We start from the raw sequence: 15,812 nt of genomic DNA on the forward strand, positions 1-15,812 counted from the left end.
ACGGTCCAGCCCGCAGGATGCGGGAATTTAGAACGATCTAAATTCAGATGCCGACCACCCGCCCCGGACCGCCGCGATGACCGCCCCTGCCGCCAGGCCGAGGGTCACGCTGGCCGACATCGCCACGGCCTGCGACCTGTCGCGGGCGACGATCTCGCTGGTGCTGCGCGGCAGCCCGCTGGTCAATGCGGAAACGCGCGCGCGTGTCGAAGCCGAGCTCAAACGGCAGGGTTACGTCTACCACCGCGGCGCAGCCAACCTGCGCCGCAAGGTGTCGTCGGCGGTCGCACTGGTCATCAACGACCTGTCCAATCCGTTCTTCGCCGAGTTCGCCGCGGGCGTCGACGAAGCGCTGGCCGACGCGGGCTACGTCACGCTGCTCGGCAGCACCGGCGAGTCCGTGGAGCGGCAGCAGGCGGTGCTCGCCTCGCTGCTCGAACACGATCCCGCTGGCGTGATCCTCTCGCCCGCAGAAGGCAGCGATGCCGCACGACTGCGTACTCTGCTCGGCACGCGCACGCCGATGCTGGTGTTCAACCGCGAACTCGGCCAGGACTGGGATTTCCTGTCGCTCGACAACGTGCGCGGTGCGCGCCTGGCGACCGAGCACCTGATCGCGCAGGGCCATCGCCGCATCGCGTTCTTCGGCGGCCATCAGGATTCGTCGTCGTGCCGGCAGCGTCGCGAAGGCTATCGCGCCGCGCTTGCCGCCGCCGGCATCGCCCTCGAACCGCAGTGGCAGATCGAATGCGCGCCGACGCGGCTCGAAGCGGCGGGACAGACCGCGGCGCTGTTCGTGCGCGATCCCGCGCCGACCGCGGCGGTCTGTTACAACGACGCGGTCGCGCTCGGCCTGATGGCCGGATTGTCCTCGCGCGGACGCCGCGCCGGCCACGATTTCGCCGTCACCGGCTTCGACGACATTCCCGAAGCCTCGGTCAGCGCACCGCCACTGACCACCATCGCCGTCGATCCGCGCGCACGCGGTCGGCAGGCCGCCGAGCTGATCCTGCGGCGCCTGCACGATCCGTCCACTTCACCCATCGCCACCGTCGCCCCTGCCCGCCTGCTTGTGCGCGCGAGCAGCCTGGTCGTCCTCTCCGGAGACGCTGCATGAGTCGTCGCCATCTGTCTTCCACCGCGGCGATCGCGGTACTCACCACCATCTTCTTCACCTGGGGCGCGCTCACCAGCCTCAACGACGTGCTGATCCCGCACCTGAAAGCCGTGTTCGAGATGAACTACGCGCAGACGATGCTGATCCAGTTCACGTTCTTCAGCACCTATCTGTTGATGTCGATCCCGGCCGGCAAGGTCGTGTCGCAGTACGGCTACAAGCGCAGCATCGTGATCGGCCTGGTGGTCGCCGGCATCGGTGCGCTGCTGTTCTTCCCGGCGGCGAAGATCCCGTCGTATCCGTTGTTCCTGTTCGCGCTGTACGTGCTGGCCAGCGGCATCACGCTGCTGCAGGTATCGGCCAATCCGTACATCGCGCTGCTCGGCGATCCGCAGACGGCGTCGAGCCGGCTCACGCTCGCGCAGGCGTTGAACTCGTTCGGCCACACCATCGCACCGGCGCTGATCGGACCGCTGATCCTGTCGGTCGCGGTGATCGGCAGCACCGAGCTGGCAGCGATGCCGGAAACGCAGCAGGCCGCATACCGCGTCGCGCAGGCGGAATCAGTGCAGCTTCCGTACCTCGGCCTCGCGGTCGGACTGTTCCTGCTCGCCGCATTCGTGCTGCTGTTCCGCCTGCCGGCACTTACCGAAGCCACCGAACAGGCGGACCATCGCAATCACACCTTTGGCGAGGCGCTGCGACATCGCCACCTGCGCCTGGGCGTGATCGCGATCTTCCTCTACGTCGGCGCCGAAGTCGCCATCGGCAGCTTCCTGATCAACTACATCGCCGACGCGCGAATCGGTGCGATGGACGAGGCCAGCGCCGCACGTTACGTCTCGTACTACTGGGGCGCGGCGATGGTCGGCCGCTTCATCGGCTCGGCGCTGTTGAAGAAGATCGAACCACGCGTGCTGCTTGGTCTGTTCGCGATCGCGGCGATCGCGCTGCTGGGCACGACGATGCTCAACGACGGCCCGGTGGCGATGTGGGCGGTGATCGCGGTGGGCCTGTTCAACTCGATCATGTTCCCGACCATTTTCACGCTCGGCATCGAAGGCCTTGGCCCGCTCACGAGCAAGGCATCGAGCCTGCTGGTGATGGCCATCGTCGGTGGCGCGGTGGTGCCGCTGCTGCAGGGCGTGCTCGCCGACCGCATCGGTGTGCAGCCCGCGTTCGTGCTGCCGCTGCTGTGCTACGTCTACATCTCGTGGTACGGATTCCGCGGCGCCCGCCGCGCACTCGTCGTCGGCGCGCCGGCACCGGTGGCGCAGCCGTGAGCGAAGCGATGTCCCGTACCGCCATCGTCTGCTTCGGCGAAGCATTGATCGACTTCCTCGCCCTGCCCTCCGCGTCGGGCCAGCCGCGTCATTTCGTCGAGTACGCCGGTGGCGCGCCGGCCAACGTCAGCGCGGCGGTCGCGCGACTGGGCGGCAATGCGCGTTTCGTCGGAATGCTCGGCGTCGACATGTTCGGCGAATTCCTGATGTCGCAGCTCCGCACGTTCGGCGTCGACACGCGTTACACCGCGCACACCTCGGCGGCGCGCACGGCGCTGGCGTTCGTGTCGCTGGACGAAGAAGGCGAACGCAGCTTCAGCTTCTATCGTCCGCCGGCGGCCGACCTGCTGTTCCGCGAGGACGACTTCGATCCGCAATGCTTCGCCGATGCGGCCGCGATGCACGTGTGCTCCAACAGCCTGACCGAGGCCGACATCGCGGCGACGACGCTGGCCGGCATGCGCATGGCGCGCGAACACGGCGCGCTGGTCAGCATGGACCTGAACCTGCGTCCTTCGCTGTGGCCCGCGGGCTTCGATCCCGCGCCGCGCTTGTGGGAAGCACTGGCGGAAGCCGACGTGGTGAAGCTCTGCCGCAGCGAAGCCGACTTCCTGATCCGCCGCGCCGGCCATCACGACGCGATGCTGCAGCGGCTCTGGAAGGGCAAGGTGCGTTGCGTGCTCATCACCGACGGCGGCCAGCCGATCCGCTGGTACACGCGCAAGGCGCAAGGCGAGGTGCCCGCGTTCCGCGTCGCGGCGATCGACACCACCGCCGCTGGCGACGCGTTCGTCGGCTCGCTGCTCACGCGCCTGGTCGAACGCGGCGTCACCGCGGCGACGTTCGATGCATGGCTGTCGGATGAGGCCGCCATCGTCGACACGCTGCGTCACGCCGCCGCGGCCGGCGCGCTGGCGGCCACGCGCAATGGCGCGTTCGCGGCGATGCCGGACCGCGCCCAGATCGACCAACTCCTGCGCCCGACGCCATGAACCTTCCATCCGATCCGCTGCCCGATTTCCGCAGCGAAGCATTCCTGCACGCGCACATCGCCGACACGATGGCGTTCTACCGCCCGAGCGAGCTGGATCCGCGCGGCGGCTTCTTCCACTACTTCCGCGACGACGGCAGCGTCTACGACGCGTCGCATCGCCATCTGGTCAGCAGCACGCGCTTCGTGTTCAACCACGCGATGGCGGCACGCGAGTTCGGCCACGCCGAGGATGTCGAGCGCGCGCGCCACGGCCTGCGTTACCTGCGCGACGTCCATCGCGATCCGCGTAGTGGCGGTTACGCCTGGACGATCCGCGACGGCGTCGCCGAGGACCGCACGAACCACTGCTACGGCGTGGCGTTCGTGCTGCTCGCCTATTCCACCGCACTGAAGGCCGGCATCACCGAAGCGGCGCCGTGGATGGACGAGACATGGGCGCTGCTGGAATCGCGCTTCTGGGACCCGGCGGCCGGTCTCTATCGCGACGAAGCCGACGCCGACTGGAACTTCAGCGACTACCGCGGCCAGAACGCCAACATGCACATGTGCGAGGCGATGCTCGCGGCATTCGAAGCGAGCGGCGAAGCACGCTACCTCGAACGCGCCCGGACGCTGGCCGACCACATGACGCGTCGCCAGGCGGCCAAGGCCGGTGGGCTGGTGTGGGAACACTACGACCGCGACTGGAACGTCGACTGGGACTACCACCGCGACGATCCAAAGCACCTGTTCCGTCCGTGGGGTTTCCAGCCCGGCCACCAGACCGAATGGGCGAAGCTGCTGCTGATCCTCGACGGCCATCTGCGCAGGCGCGGCACACCCGCCGACTGGATGATCGACACCGCGAGACACCTGTTCGATACCGCCGTCGCGCACGCATGGGACAACGAGTTCGGTGGATTGAGCTACGGCTTCTCGCCGGCGCCGGAGTTCGCCGTCTGCGACGACGACAAGTACTTCTGGGTGCAGGCCGAATCGATCGCCACCGCCGCGCGGCTCGCCGTCGCGACGGGCGATGCGACGTACTGGGACTGGCACCAGCGCCTGTGGGCGTACGCGTGGCGGCATTTCGTCGACCACGAACACGGCGCGTGGTATCGCATCCTCGATCGCCGAAATCGCAAGTACAGCGACGAAAAGAGTCCCGCCGGCAAGACCGACTACCACACGATGGGCGCCTGCCACGACGTGCTGCAGGTGCTGCGCGAACACGGAGAACGTTGACCATGCGTCCCACTGCGTTGCTGCTGTCCCTGTTGCTGGTCCCCACGATCGGCGTCGCGGCCGAACCTCCTCACCTCCCCGATGCCGCGGCGCCGATCGTCTTCAGCGATGCACAGGCGGCGCGCAGCGCGGAACGGGTGAAGGCGGAGTTCCTGCACGCGTGGCGGGGTTATCGCATCCATGCCTGGGGACACGACGCGCTCAAGCCGCTGAGCAACGCGTCGCACGACTGGTACGGCCAATCGCTGCTGATGACGCCGGTGGACGCGCTCGACACGATGATCCTGATGGGCCTGGATAAGGAGGCCGCGGACGCGCGTGAACTGATCGCGACGCAGCTGTCGTTCGATCGCGATGTCGATGTGAAGCATTTCGAGATCGTGATCCGCCTGCTCGGTGGATTGCTGTCGGGCTATCAGCTCACCGGCGATGCACGCCTGCTTGCTCTGGCGGAGGACCTCGGCACGAGGATGCTGCCGGCGTTCGACTCGCCGACCGGACTGCCCTACGTCTACGTCAACCTGCGCACCGGCAAGGCGCATGGCAACGACAGCAACCCGGCCGAGTCCGGCACGCTGCTGCTCGAGTACGGAACGCTGAGCAAGCTCACCGGCAAACCTGTGTTCTACGAGAAAGCCAAGCGCGCGCTCGTGGAAACCTACAAGCGCCGCTCGAAGATCGGCCTGGTCGGCGAACGCTTCGACGTGACGACCGGCGAATGGACGCAGACGCGCAGCCACGTCGGCGCGCGCATCGATTCGTACTACGAATACCTCTGGAAGTGCTGGACGCTGTTCGGCGACGAGGATTGCCACGCGATGTGGAAGGAGAGCATCGCCGCGGCCAATCGCTATTACCCGGAAGAAGTCGACGGCGCGTTGTGGGTCGGCCATGTCGACATGCATACCGGGGCGCGCGTCTCCAGCCGCTACGGTGCGCTCGATGCGTTCTGGCCGGGGCTGCTCGCGCTGTCGGGCGACGTCGCGCAGGCACGGCGACTGCAGGATTCCTCGTTCGCGATGTGGCAACAGGACGGCATCGAACCGGAGGCCTACGACTACCGCAAGCGCGAGGTCACCTCGCCCGGGTATCCGTTGCGTCCGGAGATCGTCGAGTCGGCGTGGTACCTGCACCGCCTCACCGGCGACGCGCGCTATCGCGCGATGGGCGAAACGATATTCGACGACTTCGTGCGTTACACGCGCACCGATTCCGGTTTCGCCACGCTCAAGAGCGTGGTGACGAAGGAGAAAGCCGACGACATGGAGAGCTTCGTGCTGGCCGAGACGTTCAAGTACTTCTACCTGCTGTTCGCGCCGCCGCAGACGCTGGATCCGGCCAAGGTGGTGCTGACCACCGAGGCGCATCCGCTGCGTCGTACGTGGAAGTGAGCGTGGCGGCTCAGGCGATCACGCCGGCCATCGTCAGCGGCATCACGATCGCAAAGGCGACAAGCAGGAACGCCGGGATCGCCAGCAGGCTGATGCCGAAGGCGCGCCAGTTCGAGTAGGCCTGGTCGGCCGCCTCGTACTCCGCGATGCGGTCGCCCTGGTAACGTCGTGCGAGCTGCGTCAACGCGATGAGTTGCGGCACGATGAAGGCCATGTTCGGGACTTCGTCGGGCAGCAGTAGGGCCAGCAGCACCACGACGACGGCCGCCACCACCGAATAGCCCAGCGCGCGGCGCGCCTTGTCGTGCTCGCCGAGTGCGCGGTAGTTGCGCGCCATCAGCCAGCCGCCGGCCAGCACGCTTCCGAAGAACGTCGCCAGGCCGATTCCCGACACCTTGTAGAGCCGCGCGCCGGGGGCCGGCGCGGTGGTGGTCGGCACGACAGCCTCCGGGCTGCGATACGGGTTGAGCTCTTCCACGGCGATCCCCTGATTGCGTGTTCCCCGCGGCGGAGCTTACGGCACGCGACGGGCCGCGAGTCATTCGCAGCCTCCTGACAGCACGCTGTCAGGGGCCGGGCGTAGGCTGGCTGCTTCCCAACAAGGAGTGGTAGCGATGGAAATCCAGCAGGTCGCGCAACGTCTGGTCGAACTGTGCCGGGCCGGAAAGTACGAGCAGGCGCACGAGGAGCTGTACGCGCCGGATGCGGTAAGCATCGAAGGCGATGGCCGTCAGGCCGACGGAGTCACCATCGGCATGGAGGCGATCCGCCACAAGGGCCGCGAGTGGGCCAACAACATCGTCGAAGTCCACGGCGGCAGCGTCGGCGATCCCATCGTCGCGCAAGGCTGGTTCAGCGTGGTCATGGGCATCGATGCGACCTACAAGGACATGGGCCGCATGGCGATGCAGGAAATCTGCGTCTACCGCGTGCGCGACGGCAAGATCACGCACGAACAGTTCTTCTACGACACGGACAAGTCGTAACGCATCGGGGCACGTCGCCCCGTGGAGGCCGCCATGAACGCGTCGCCATCCACCCGGAGCACCAGCAACGGCTGGAAGACCTGCAGCCGCGGGCACAAGTACCGCGGCCCGGGGCCCTGCCCGAAATGCTGGCCCGGTGGCGCGGAACGCAAGCGCGGAACGACGGCGGCGAAAACGACGAAGCCCCGCTGAGCGGGGCTTCGTGGTCGAACCGGTGCGGCAGGAACCGCGTCAGTCGATGTCGAGGAACGAACGCAGCTGTTCCGAACGGCTCGGGTGACGCAGCTTGCGCAGCGCCTTCGCTTCGATCTGACGGATGCGCTCGCGCGTCACGTCGAACTGCTTGCCGACTTCTTCCAGCGTGTGATCGGTGTTCATGTCGATGCCGAAGCGCATGCGCAGCACCTTCGCCTCCCTCGGGGTGAGGCCGGCGAGCACGTCGCGCACGGTCTCGGTGAGGTTGATGTTGGTGGTGGCTTCCACCGGGGACTCGATGTTCGTGTCCTCGATGAAGTCGCCCAGGTGGGAATCCTCGTCGTCGCCGATCGGGGTTTCCATCGAGATCGGTTCCTTGGCGATCTTCATGACCTTCCGGATCTTGTCCTCCGGCATGTCCATTTCCTTCGCCAGCTCTTCCGGGGTCGCCTCGCGGCCGTACTGCTGCAGCATCTGGCGGCTGATGCGGTTGAGCTTGTTGATCGTCTCGATCATGTGCACCGGGATACGGATGGTGCGCGCCTGGTCGGCGATCGAACGCGTGATGGCCTGGCGGATCCACCACGTGGCGTAGGTCGAAAACTTGAAGCCGCGGCGGAACTCGAACTTGTCCACGGCCTTCATCAGGCCGATGTTGCCTTCCTGGATCAGGTCGAGGAACTGCAGGCCACGGTTGGTGTACTTCTTCGCGATGGAGATCACCAGGCGCAGGTTCGCCTCGACCATCTCCTTCTTCGCCTTGCGCGCCTTGGCCTCGCCATAGGCCATCTGGCGGGAGATGTCCTTGATGTCGGCCAGGCTCAGGTGCTGCGCGCTCTCGGCCGCGATGGTGGCTTCCTGCTCGACGATGATCCGGTCCTTCACGTCGCGCAGGCCCGACGACCACTTCTGCTTGCGCTTGAGCAGTTCGTCGACCCACTCCAGGTTGGTCTGGTTGCCTTCCCAGGCGCGGATGAAGTCCTTGCGCGGCATCTTGGCTTCGCGCGTGGCGAGGTCGAGGATGCGGCGCTCGTGGTCCTTGATGCGGTTGACGACGTCGCGCAGGTTCTTCACCAGCACGTCGGTCAGCGGCAGCGGCAGCTTGAAGGTGACGAACACGGCGGCCATGTCCTCGCGCAGCTTCAGCACGCTCTTGTGTGCCGGGCCGTGCTTGGCGTACGCCTTGAGGAACTTCTGGTAGTCGCCCGAGAGCTGCTCCATGCGCGCAGCGACTTCGACCGGATCCGGACCGCTCACGACTTCTTCGGTGTCGCCGTCGGCGACCTCGTCCTCGTCCTCGTCGGCCTCGGCATCGGTGTCGGCGGCTTCGACCACGACCGGCGCCGGCGGCTCGGCCGCTTCGTCCAGGTGGTCGTTGAAGCCCACGATGATCTCGGCCAGGCGCTTCTTGCCGGCCTTGTGCTGCTCGTAGTCCTCGAGGATCGAGGCGACGGTCGCCGGGAACAGGCCCAGCGATGCCTGGACCTGGCCCAGACCTTCCTCGATGCGCTTGGCGATGGCGATTTCGCCTTCGCGGGTAAGCAGTTCGACCGTACCCATCTCGCGCATGTACATGCGCACCGGGTCGGTGGTGCGGCCGCCTTCGCCGTCCAGCGCGGTGAGCGCGGCGGCGGCTTCTTCGGCGGCGGTGTCGTCGACTTCACGGTTGCCCGTGCCGCCGTCGGCGAGCAGCAGCGTTTCGGCATCGGGGGCCACTTCGTGGACCTCGATGCCCATGCCGTTGATCATGCCGATGATGTCTTCGATCTGCTCGGCATCGACCAGGTCGTCGGGCAGGTGATCGTTGACCTCGGCATAGGTCAGGTAGCCCTGCTCCAGGCCCTTGCTGATCAACTGCTTGATATCGGAGGAGGGGGGCTGACGTTCGTTGGCCATGGGCTGCGCCACCGCGCTATGAGAGAGGATGGGGAACGTTCCAGTATATCAGGCCGGCCCGGTCGGGACGGGCCTCAGGACCGCAAGAGGAAGGTGACCGGGCCGTCGTTGACCAGGCTGATCACCATATGGGCACCGAATCGGCCCGTTTCCACCCCCCCGCTATGTTTTTGTCTGCACGTTTCGACCAGCCGACTGAACAAGGGTTCAGCCAGTCCGGGCGCGGCGGCGGTGCTGAAGCCCGGGCGCATGCCGCTGCGGGTGTCGGCCGCCAGGGTGAACTGGCTGACCAGCAACAACCCGCCGCCGGTATCCCCCAGGCCCAGGTTCATGCGTCCGGCCTCGTCGGCAAATACACGGTAACCGAGGAGCCGGTCGGCCATCCGCGCGATCTGCGCGTCGCCGTCGTCGGGTTCGACCCCAACCAGCGCCAGCAACCCGGGGCCGATCGCGCCGACGATTTCGCCTTCCACGCGGACGGTGGCTTCAGTGACGCGCTGGATGAGGGCGAGCATGCGGGTCCGTCGAAGGGGCGAGCGCCGATGCTGGTCGCTGCGACCGCGGCGGGTCAACACCAGCCGCCGCCGACACCGCCTGTTTGGACCAAGGGCGGCCAACCACGGCCCGTTTAGACTGGCCGGCATGGATCGATTCGCCGCGCGCCTGCTCCACGCCTTCGCTTCCCTCATCGGCCGCCTGCCCTGGTCCTGGCTGATGCGCCTGGGCGATCTCCTCGCCGCCTGGTGGCGCTGGCGCGACGTGCGCGAGAGCCGGGTCGCGCGGATCAACCTCGAACTGGCCTACCCCGACCTGCTGCCCGCCGAACGCGAGGCGATGCACGCCGCGATCCTGCGCACCACCGCGCGCCAGGTGCTGGAAACGGTGCGCCTGTGGACCCGCCCGCACGAGGAGAACCTGCGCCTGCTGCGCGAACGCCACGGCACCGAACTCATGGACGCCGCGATCGAAGCCGGGCGTGGCGTCATCATCGCCGCGCCCCACCACGGCAACTGGGAGCTGCTGAACCAGTGGCTGGCCTGGCGCACGCCGCTGGCGATCCTGTACCGGCCGCCGGAATCGGCGGTGGTCGAGGCCTTCCTCAATCTCGTCCGCGCCGACACCGATGCCGCGCGCGTGACCCAGGTCCGCGCCGAAGGCCCGGCCATCCGCCAGCTGTTCAAGCGCCTGAACGACGGCGGCGTGGTCGGCATCCTGCCCGACCAGCAACCCAAGGCCGGCGACGGCGAGTTCGCGCCGTTCTTCGGGGTGCAGGCACTGACGATGACCCTGCTCGGCCGGCTCGCCTCGCGCACCGGCGCGACGGTCCTGTTCGCGTGGTGCGAGCGGATGGACACGCATCCCGACGGTCCCGGTTTCGCGCTGCACCTGCAGCCGGCGCCCGCAGCCGTCTCGGACCCGGACCCGAAGGTCGCGGTGGCCGCGCTCAACGACGCGCTGGAGCAGATCGCCCGTCGCGACCCCGCCCAATACCAGTGGACGTACAAACGCTATACGCTGCGACCGCCGGGTTCAGGGGAACAGAACCCGTACTGGAATCGCTGACAGCCGGCGCGCACTCGCGGGGCCGGATGCCCTCACATCCCGAGGCCGAGTGGAACCATGACCGAGCCGTTGAACGCGCACGCCGACACCGTCGCCTGGCAACCGCTGCCCACACGCGCGCGACTGCTGTTCGTGCTCGCCCCGACGCTGCCGCTGTTCTTCGTCAGCCTGTTCCCGGCGTTCACGCTGTCGCGGCTGCTCGACGTCTGGGCGATCCTGCCGGCGCTGCCGCTGTTGGCCGCGGCGCTGGGCGCATGGATCGGGACCAAGCAGTATCGCCACACCTGGTGGCGCCTCGACGACGACGGCCTGGCGATCCGCCGCGGCCGCCTCTGGCAGCGGGAGACGCGCGTGCCCGCCACGCGCGTGCAGCACCTGGACATCAAGCGCGGCCCGCTGCAGCGCAGTCGCGGACTGGCGACGCTGGTCGTCCACACCGCCGGCACGCGGCACAGCGCGGTGACCGTGCCGAACCTCGACGCCGGCGACGCCGAACGCCTGCGCGATCGCCTCGGCCGCCAGATCGACCACGATGACGACGCCTGAGTCCACGCCTGCAACGACCGACAGCGTGGCGGCGGACCACCGCCTGCATCCGATGTCGTGGCTGTTCGTGCTGCTGCAGCAGCTGAAGCAGTTCATCCTGCCGCTGATCGTGCTGCTGTTCTTCGGTCGCGGCGATCGCAACGAGCTGTGGCCGCTGATCGGCGTCGGCGTGCTGGTGGTGCTGTCGCTGTGGCAGTACTTCACGTACCGCTACGGCGTCGCCGGCGACCACCTGGTGATCCGCAGCGGTCTGCTCGAACGCAGCCTGCGCGTGATTCCGTTCGCGCGCATCCACAACGTCGCGCTGCAGCAGTCGGTGCTGCACCGCGTGTTCGGCGTGGCCGAAGTGCGGCTGGAATCGGCCGGAGGGCGCAAGCCGGAAGCCGAGATGCGGGTGCTCAAGCTCGACGACGCGCTCGCGCTGGAATCGCTGGTGCGGCGCCGCGGCGCCGCCGTGGTCGAGTCCGCGGACGCCGAGCCCGATGCACGTACCCTGCTCTCGCTGCCGCTCGGCGAAGTGCTGCGCGTGGGACTGGTGTCGAACCGCGGCATGATCGTCGTCGGCGCGGCCGCGGCAGCGGTGTCGCAATACAGTCCGCGCGCGATGCCGAACCTGTTCGGCGAAGTCAGCGGGCGCATGTTCGGTTACGCGGGTTCGCACGGCTTCGGCATGGTCGAGTACGGCGCATCCGCGCTCGCACTGGTCGTGCTCGTAGTCGGCGCGCTGCGCCTGTTTTCCGTGCTGCTGGCACTGCTGCAGTACTACGGCTTCCGCCTGAGCGAGCACGGACGGCGCCTGACCGTCGAACGCGGCCTGCTCGGGCGCTGGCGCACCAGCGCGTCGCGGCGGCGCATCCAGGCGTGGACGCTGCACGAAGGCGTGCTGCATCGCCTGCTGCGGCGGCGCAGCCTCGATGTCGACACCGCGGTGGCCGAGGACGGACGCCAGCAGCGCGCGCTGCGCGAACTGGCGCCGATCGCCACGCCCGCTGCCTGCGATGCGCTGATCGAACACCTCCTGCCGCGTGCGGGATGGTCGCGATTGCAGTGGCGTGCGCTGTCGACGTCGGCAGCGTGGCGGATGTTCCTGCCGTCGGTGCCGTGGGTGCTGGTGGTCGCGGCCGCGCTGTCGTGGCGCTTCGGCGCATGGGGCTGGCTGGCGCTGGCGTGGTTGCCGTGGGCCGCGTTCAAGGCCCAGCGACGTGCACGACGCGCGGGCTACGCCTTGAGCGACGAACTCATCGCAGTACGTGAGGGCTGGTGGAGCCGGCACTGGCGCTTCGCCGAGCTGGACAAGCTGCAGGCGCTGCACCTCACGCGCTCGCCGATCGACCGTCGCTGCGGCACCGCGACGCTGTGGCTGGACACGTCCGGTGCGGGCGCGATGACACCGCCGCTGCGCATTCGCTTCCTGCCAGAGGCGGAAGCCGTGGGACTCTACGACAGCCTCTCGCGCACGCTTGCACAGCGCCCGCTGCGCTGGTGAGGCGTCAGCCCGCCGGGCCCCAATACTTCAGGCGATTGCGGATCTGCAGTGCGCGCAGCTTCGCCGAGACGGGCTTGGGCTTCAGCGTTCCCAGGCGGCCCGCCAGCAGGTCCTCGACGGCCTTGATCACGCGCTCGGACGAATGCCCGTCGCGGTACGGATGGATCGAGTTGGCGTAATCGGCGATGGCGCGCATCAGCTCCGGTGTCGGCGCGAATGCACGCTCGAGCATCTCCGGCAGGCGATCGGCCTCGGTGAAATCGAGCATGTAGTTCTGCGGCATCCGGTGGCGGAACGTGACCACGGGCTTGTGCTGCACCGCGAACTCCGGAACCACCGAGGTCGTGTCGGACAGCAGCACGTCGGCCGCGCGCTGCGCCGTGACGATGTCCTCCGGCTCGACGAAGGACGCGTTGTCGCAGGCGAGCGCGCGATAGCGCTCGAACAGCTCCGGCGGGCACTTCGGATGCAGGGTCAGCAGCCAGTAGCGGTCGCCGCGCGCGATCTGTGCGGCGATGGCGTCGTACAGGTGCGGTGCGGCGCTGACGCGCTCGGTGAAGGTCGAGGCGAACATCGCCACGGGTCGGCCCTGCGCGCGGGCACGCATGCGCGCGGCCGCACCACCGTCGTCGCGGAACAACGGATCCAGCTTGGACCAGCCTGTCTCGACTACGGCGAAGTGACCGAGCTCGCGCGACAGCGCCTGGAACGGCAGCGTGGTCGCCGGACCCTGTGTGCAGTACAGGTCGAACAGGTTGCGGATGCGGAAATGCCCGCGGTTGTCCGAATGCTTGCTGGTGTTGAAGCCGTGGAACAGCTGGACCTTGGCGCCGCCGAAGAACGGCGGGATCCAGTCCATCGCGCACAGCACGGCGGCGGGCTTGAGCGCGACGACGCCCCGCAGGTCGAGCATCCGCACCGGGCCGGGCATCGACTCGCCGGCCTGTGCCAGCGGTCCGTCGAACCACGCATGCACCGCGTACCCGGCCGCGGCGTACGCCTGCGCCAGCGGTTGCAGGATCGGAAGTGCATACCGCTCGCGGGCGGCCAGCAGGACGTTGGGCATGCTCATGGGATGGGGTTGGATGGCGTGGCGGTGATCAGTGCTCGAGCCCGTGCTTCACGAGCTGGCTGCGGGCTTCGTCGATCGTCTGCGGATCGCGCTGCATCTCGTAGTAACGCATGCGCTTGTAGATCGCGTAGCTGGCCGCGACCTGCGACAGGATGAAGCCGCGCCAGCCGTCCATGAAGCCGAGTCGGAACACGTAGTCCTTGATGAACGATCCGACGAACACCAGCGGCGCGCTCCACATCGACACACCGCGCTTGTGTTCGAACCAGTCCAGCGCCTTCAGTTCGGAGTAGCGCAGCACCTTCAGCTGCTTGTGCACCAGCGTGGGGTTGTTGCGGTGGCTGAAAGGCGCGGACAGCGATGCGGCCTTGCCGTCGAACTCCAGCGACTCGTGCACGCGCGCGTTCGTCCACTTCGCGCGATCACGATGGTAGATGCGCGCCTTCACCTCACCGCGCAGCGGCCGGTACCAGCGCATCGGCGCGCCCATGTACCAGGTCTCGCGGCGCAGCCAGACCGCGGCGTTGTCGGACGCCATGATCGCGGGCAGCTCGCGCGCGCACTCGGCGATCAGGGCATCGGTCATGAACTCGTCGGCGTCGAGCACCACGATCCAGTCGTGGCTGGACAGGGTCGAGGCGAAATTCCGTTGCGGTCCGAAGCCCAGCCATTCCTGCTGGACCACGCGCGCGCCGCACGCCTGCGCGATGTCCTGGGTGCCATCGGTGCTGCCGCTGTCGACCACGATCTTCTCGGCCGCGAACGGCACGCTGTCGAGGCACCGGGCGATGTTGGAGGCCTCGTTGTGCGTGATGACGATGAGCGAAATCGGGAGCGCGGCCATGCGCGGCATCTTAGCCGATCCGTCATGGGCTCCCGCGCGGCAGCGACGGGTTCACCCACGACGCACGTCTTGCCGGCGCCATGAACCCCGCCTGAGCCGGCCGGCTCGCGACGCGCGCTGCGTCACAGTCCTGAAGCCCCGTCCTTCGACGTTGCTGGCTGGGGCATGACCGCGTCGGAGGACTCCCCTCCCGTACGCGGCCGGAACGCTGTCAGGCCCCCGGCGACCGCGTACGATACTGGCGCTCTCGCCCGGCGAGGCAACGTCTCCCGCGTGCGGGAAGGCAGGATGCCCCCGAGCGACCCCAGGACTTCCTCAGGCCCACGCATGTCCGGAACCTCATCGCCCACCGTCTCGCTGGTGATCTGCACCTACAACTGGAAGGAAGCTCTCGCGCTTGTGCTGAGAAGCGTCGCCGCGCAGAGCCGCCTGCCGGACGAAGTGATCGTCGCCGACGATGGTTCGCGCGATGACACCGCGCGCATGCTGGCCGAACTGGCGCAGGATTTCCCGGTGCCGCTGCGCCACGTCTGGCAGGCCGACGAGGGCTTCCGCCGCGCACGCGCGCTCAATCGCGCCTTCGCCGCCGCGCGCGGCGATTACGTGATCCAGCTCGACGGCGACATGCTGCTGCATCCGGAGTTCATCGCCGACCACCTCACGCTCGCGCGCCCGGGCCGGTTCCTGCAGGGCACGCGCATCCGCACGACCGCGGCCGAAGCCAAACGCCTGCTCGCTGGCGGTGCGCCGCGCTTTGGCTGGTTCGTCGACGCGTACTACCGCGACGACAACGACCGCGGCACCTACCACTACGGCCGCCGCCACCATTCGGTGCGCGCGCTGTGGCTGGCGCGATTGAAGGCGCGTGCGAGCGGGCATCCGATGGGCTGCAACGTCAGCTTCTGGCGCGACGATCTCGTCCGCGTCAACGGCTACGACGAGCGCATGGTCGGCTACGGCAGCGAGGACCTTGAACTCGACGCACGCCTACGCCACGCCGGCCTGCGTCGCAGCCAGATCAAGTTCGCGGCGCTGACCCTGCACCTGGAGCACGGCAGCTCCGGCCTGGTCGATCCGGCCGATCCCGAACTGCCCAACAACAAGCTGCTCGCGCAGACCCGTCGCGATGGCCGCACGCGCGCCGAGTTGGGGCTGTCGCAGCATGCCGACGAGTTCGCGCAGCCGCCGGCCGACCTGAGGACGCAGGCCGGTTGA

Annotated in this window: 15 protein-coding genes; 10 read left to right on the forward strand and 5 right to left on the reverse strand. The window is 68.0% G+C overall.

The window, feature by feature from the left end; genetic code table 11:
• Window positions 1–76: 76 nt before the first annotated feature.
• From FOF45_RS05575 to FOF45_RS05595, 5 genes are read left to right on the forward strand one after another with little or no spacing between them, the layout of a single operon-like run.
• On the forward strand, window positions 77–1,117 hold the full coding sequence (locus tag FOF45_RS05575) for a LacI family DNA-binding transcriptional regulator (protein ID WP_158982997.1): 1,041 nt from the start codon (window positions 77–79) through the stop codon (window positions 1,115–1,117).
• Window positions 1,114–2,400 (forward strand): L-fucose:H+ symporter permease, encoded by a 1,287-nt coding sequence (fucP, locus tag FOF45_RS05580; RefSeq protein WP_158982998.1) that lies wholly within the window; start codon window positions 1,114–1,116, stop codon window positions 2,398–2,400. The genes FOF45_RS05575 and fucP overlap by 4 nt, the downstream gene beginning before the upstream one ends.
• Before the next feature lie 8 nt (window positions 2,401–2,408).
• Window positions 2,409–3,392: a carbohydrate kinase family protein gene (locus FOF45_RS05585; protein WP_158982999.1), complete on the forward strand. Its 984-nt coding sequence runs from the start codon at window positions 2,409–2,411 to the stop codon at window positions 3,390–3,392.
• Window positions 3,389–4,618 carry an AGE family epimerase/isomerase gene (locus FOF45_RS05590; protein ID WP_158983000.1) on the forward strand — a complete coding sequence of 410 codons (1,230 nt, stop codon included), beginning with the start codon at window positions 3,389–3,391 and terminating at the stop codon, window positions 4,616–4,618. Before FOF45_RS05585 ends, FOF45_RS05590 begins: the two co-directional genes overlap by 4 nt.
• A 2-nt stretch (window positions 4,619–4,620) precedes the next feature.
• Window positions 4,621–6,009, forward strand: a complete 1,389-nt coding sequence (locus tag FOF45_RS05595) for a glycoside hydrolase family 47 protein (RefSeq protein ID WP_158983001.1) — start codon at window positions 4,621–4,623, stop codon at window positions 6,007–6,009.
• A 10-nt stretch (window positions 6,010–6,019) separates the two neighbouring features.
• Here FOF45_RS05595 and FOF45_RS05600 read toward each other — a convergent pair whose 3' ends face one another.
• Window positions 6,020–6,487: a hypothetical protein gene (locus tag FOF45_RS05600; protein WP_158983002.1), complete on the reverse strand. Its 468-nt coding sequence runs from the start codon at window positions 6,485–6,487 to the stop codon at window positions 6,020–6,022.
• A gap of 136 nt (window positions 6,488–6,623) precedes the next feature.
• Between FOF45_RS05600 and FOF45_RS05605 the strand changes: the two genes are divergently transcribed.
• Entirely contained in the window at window positions 6,624–6,995 is a 372-nt protein-coding gene (locus FOF45_RS05605) for a SnoaL-like domain-containing protein (protein WP_158983003.1), read from the forward strand.
• Window positions 6,996–7,226: 231 nt separating this feature from the next.
• On the opposite strand, the gene rpoD is transcribed toward FOF45_RS05605, so the two are convergent.
• Together rpoD and dtd are read right to left on the reverse strand one after the other, a co-directional pair.
• Entirely contained in the window at window positions 7,227–9,086 is a 1,860-nt protein-coding gene (gene rpoD, locus FOF45_RS05610) for an RNA polymerase sigma factor RpoD (RefSeq protein WP_158983004.1), read from the reverse strand.
• Between the two features lie 74 nt (window positions 9,087–9,160).
• Complete coding sequence (gene dtd, locus FOF45_RS05615; protein ID WP_158983005.1) at window positions 9,161–9,601, reverse strand: D-aminoacyl-tRNA deacylase; 441 nt, start codon at window positions 9,599–9,601, stop codon at window positions 9,161–9,163.
• A 127-nt stretch (window positions 9,602–9,728) separates the two neighbouring features.
• Here dtd and FOF45_RS05620 point away from each other — a divergent pair, with 127 nt between their 5' ends.
• The 3 genes from FOF45_RS05620 to FOF45_RS05630 are packed head-to-tail and all read left to right on the forward strand — an operon-like array spanning window position 9,729 to window position 12,681.
• A complete protein-coding gene (locus FOF45_RS05620; RefSeq protein ID WP_233264059.1) occupies window positions 9,729–10,649 on the forward strand; it encodes a lauroyl acyltransferase in 921 nt (306 codons plus the stop codon).
• 57 nt (window positions 10,650–10,706) lie between these two features.
• Entirely contained in the window at window positions 10,707–11,195 is a 489-nt protein-coding gene (locus FOF45_RS05625) for a PH domain-containing protein (protein ID WP_158983007.1), read from the forward strand.
• A complete protein-coding gene (locus FOF45_RS05630; protein ID WP_158983008.1) occupies window positions 11,182–12,681 on the forward strand; it encodes a PH domain-containing protein in 1,500 nt (499 codons plus the stop codon). Before FOF45_RS05625 ends, FOF45_RS05630 begins: the two co-directional genes overlap by 14 nt.
• Window positions 12,682–12,685: 4 nt before the next feature.
• On the opposite strand, the gene FOF45_RS05635 is transcribed toward FOF45_RS05630, so the two are convergent.
• Both FOF45_RS05635 and FOF45_RS05640 read right to left on the reverse strand, forming a co-directional pair.
• The gene (locus FOF45_RS05635) at window positions 12,686–13,747 is read right to left on the reverse strand and encodes a CDP-glycerol glycerophosphotransferase family protein (RefSeq protein WP_158987248.1); all 1,062 of its coding nucleotides are present in this window, start codon (window positions 13,745–13,747) and stop codon (window positions 12,686–12,688) included.
• A 34-nt stretch (window positions 13,748–13,781) separates the two neighbouring features.
• Complete coding sequence (locus FOF45_RS05640) at window positions 13,782–14,597, reverse strand: glycosyltransferase family 2 protein (protein WP_425481893.1); 816 nt, start codon at window positions 14,595–14,597, stop codon at window positions 13,782–13,784.
• A 327-nt stretch (window positions 14,598–14,924) separates the two neighbouring features.
• Here FOF45_RS05640 and FOF45_RS05645 point away from each other — a divergent pair, with 327 nt between their 5' ends.
• On the forward strand, window positions 14,925–15,812 hold the full coding sequence (locus tag FOF45_RS05645) for a glycosyltransferase family 2 protein (RefSeq protein WP_158983010.1): 888 nt from the start codon (window positions 14,925–14,927) through the stop codon (window positions 15,810–15,812).

It is taken from the genome of Lysobacter panacisoli (assembly GCF_009765165.1).
Lineage (GTDB): Bacteria > Pseudomonadota > Gammaproteobacteria > Xanthomonadales > Xanthomonadaceae > Lysobacter_J > Lysobacter_J panacisoli.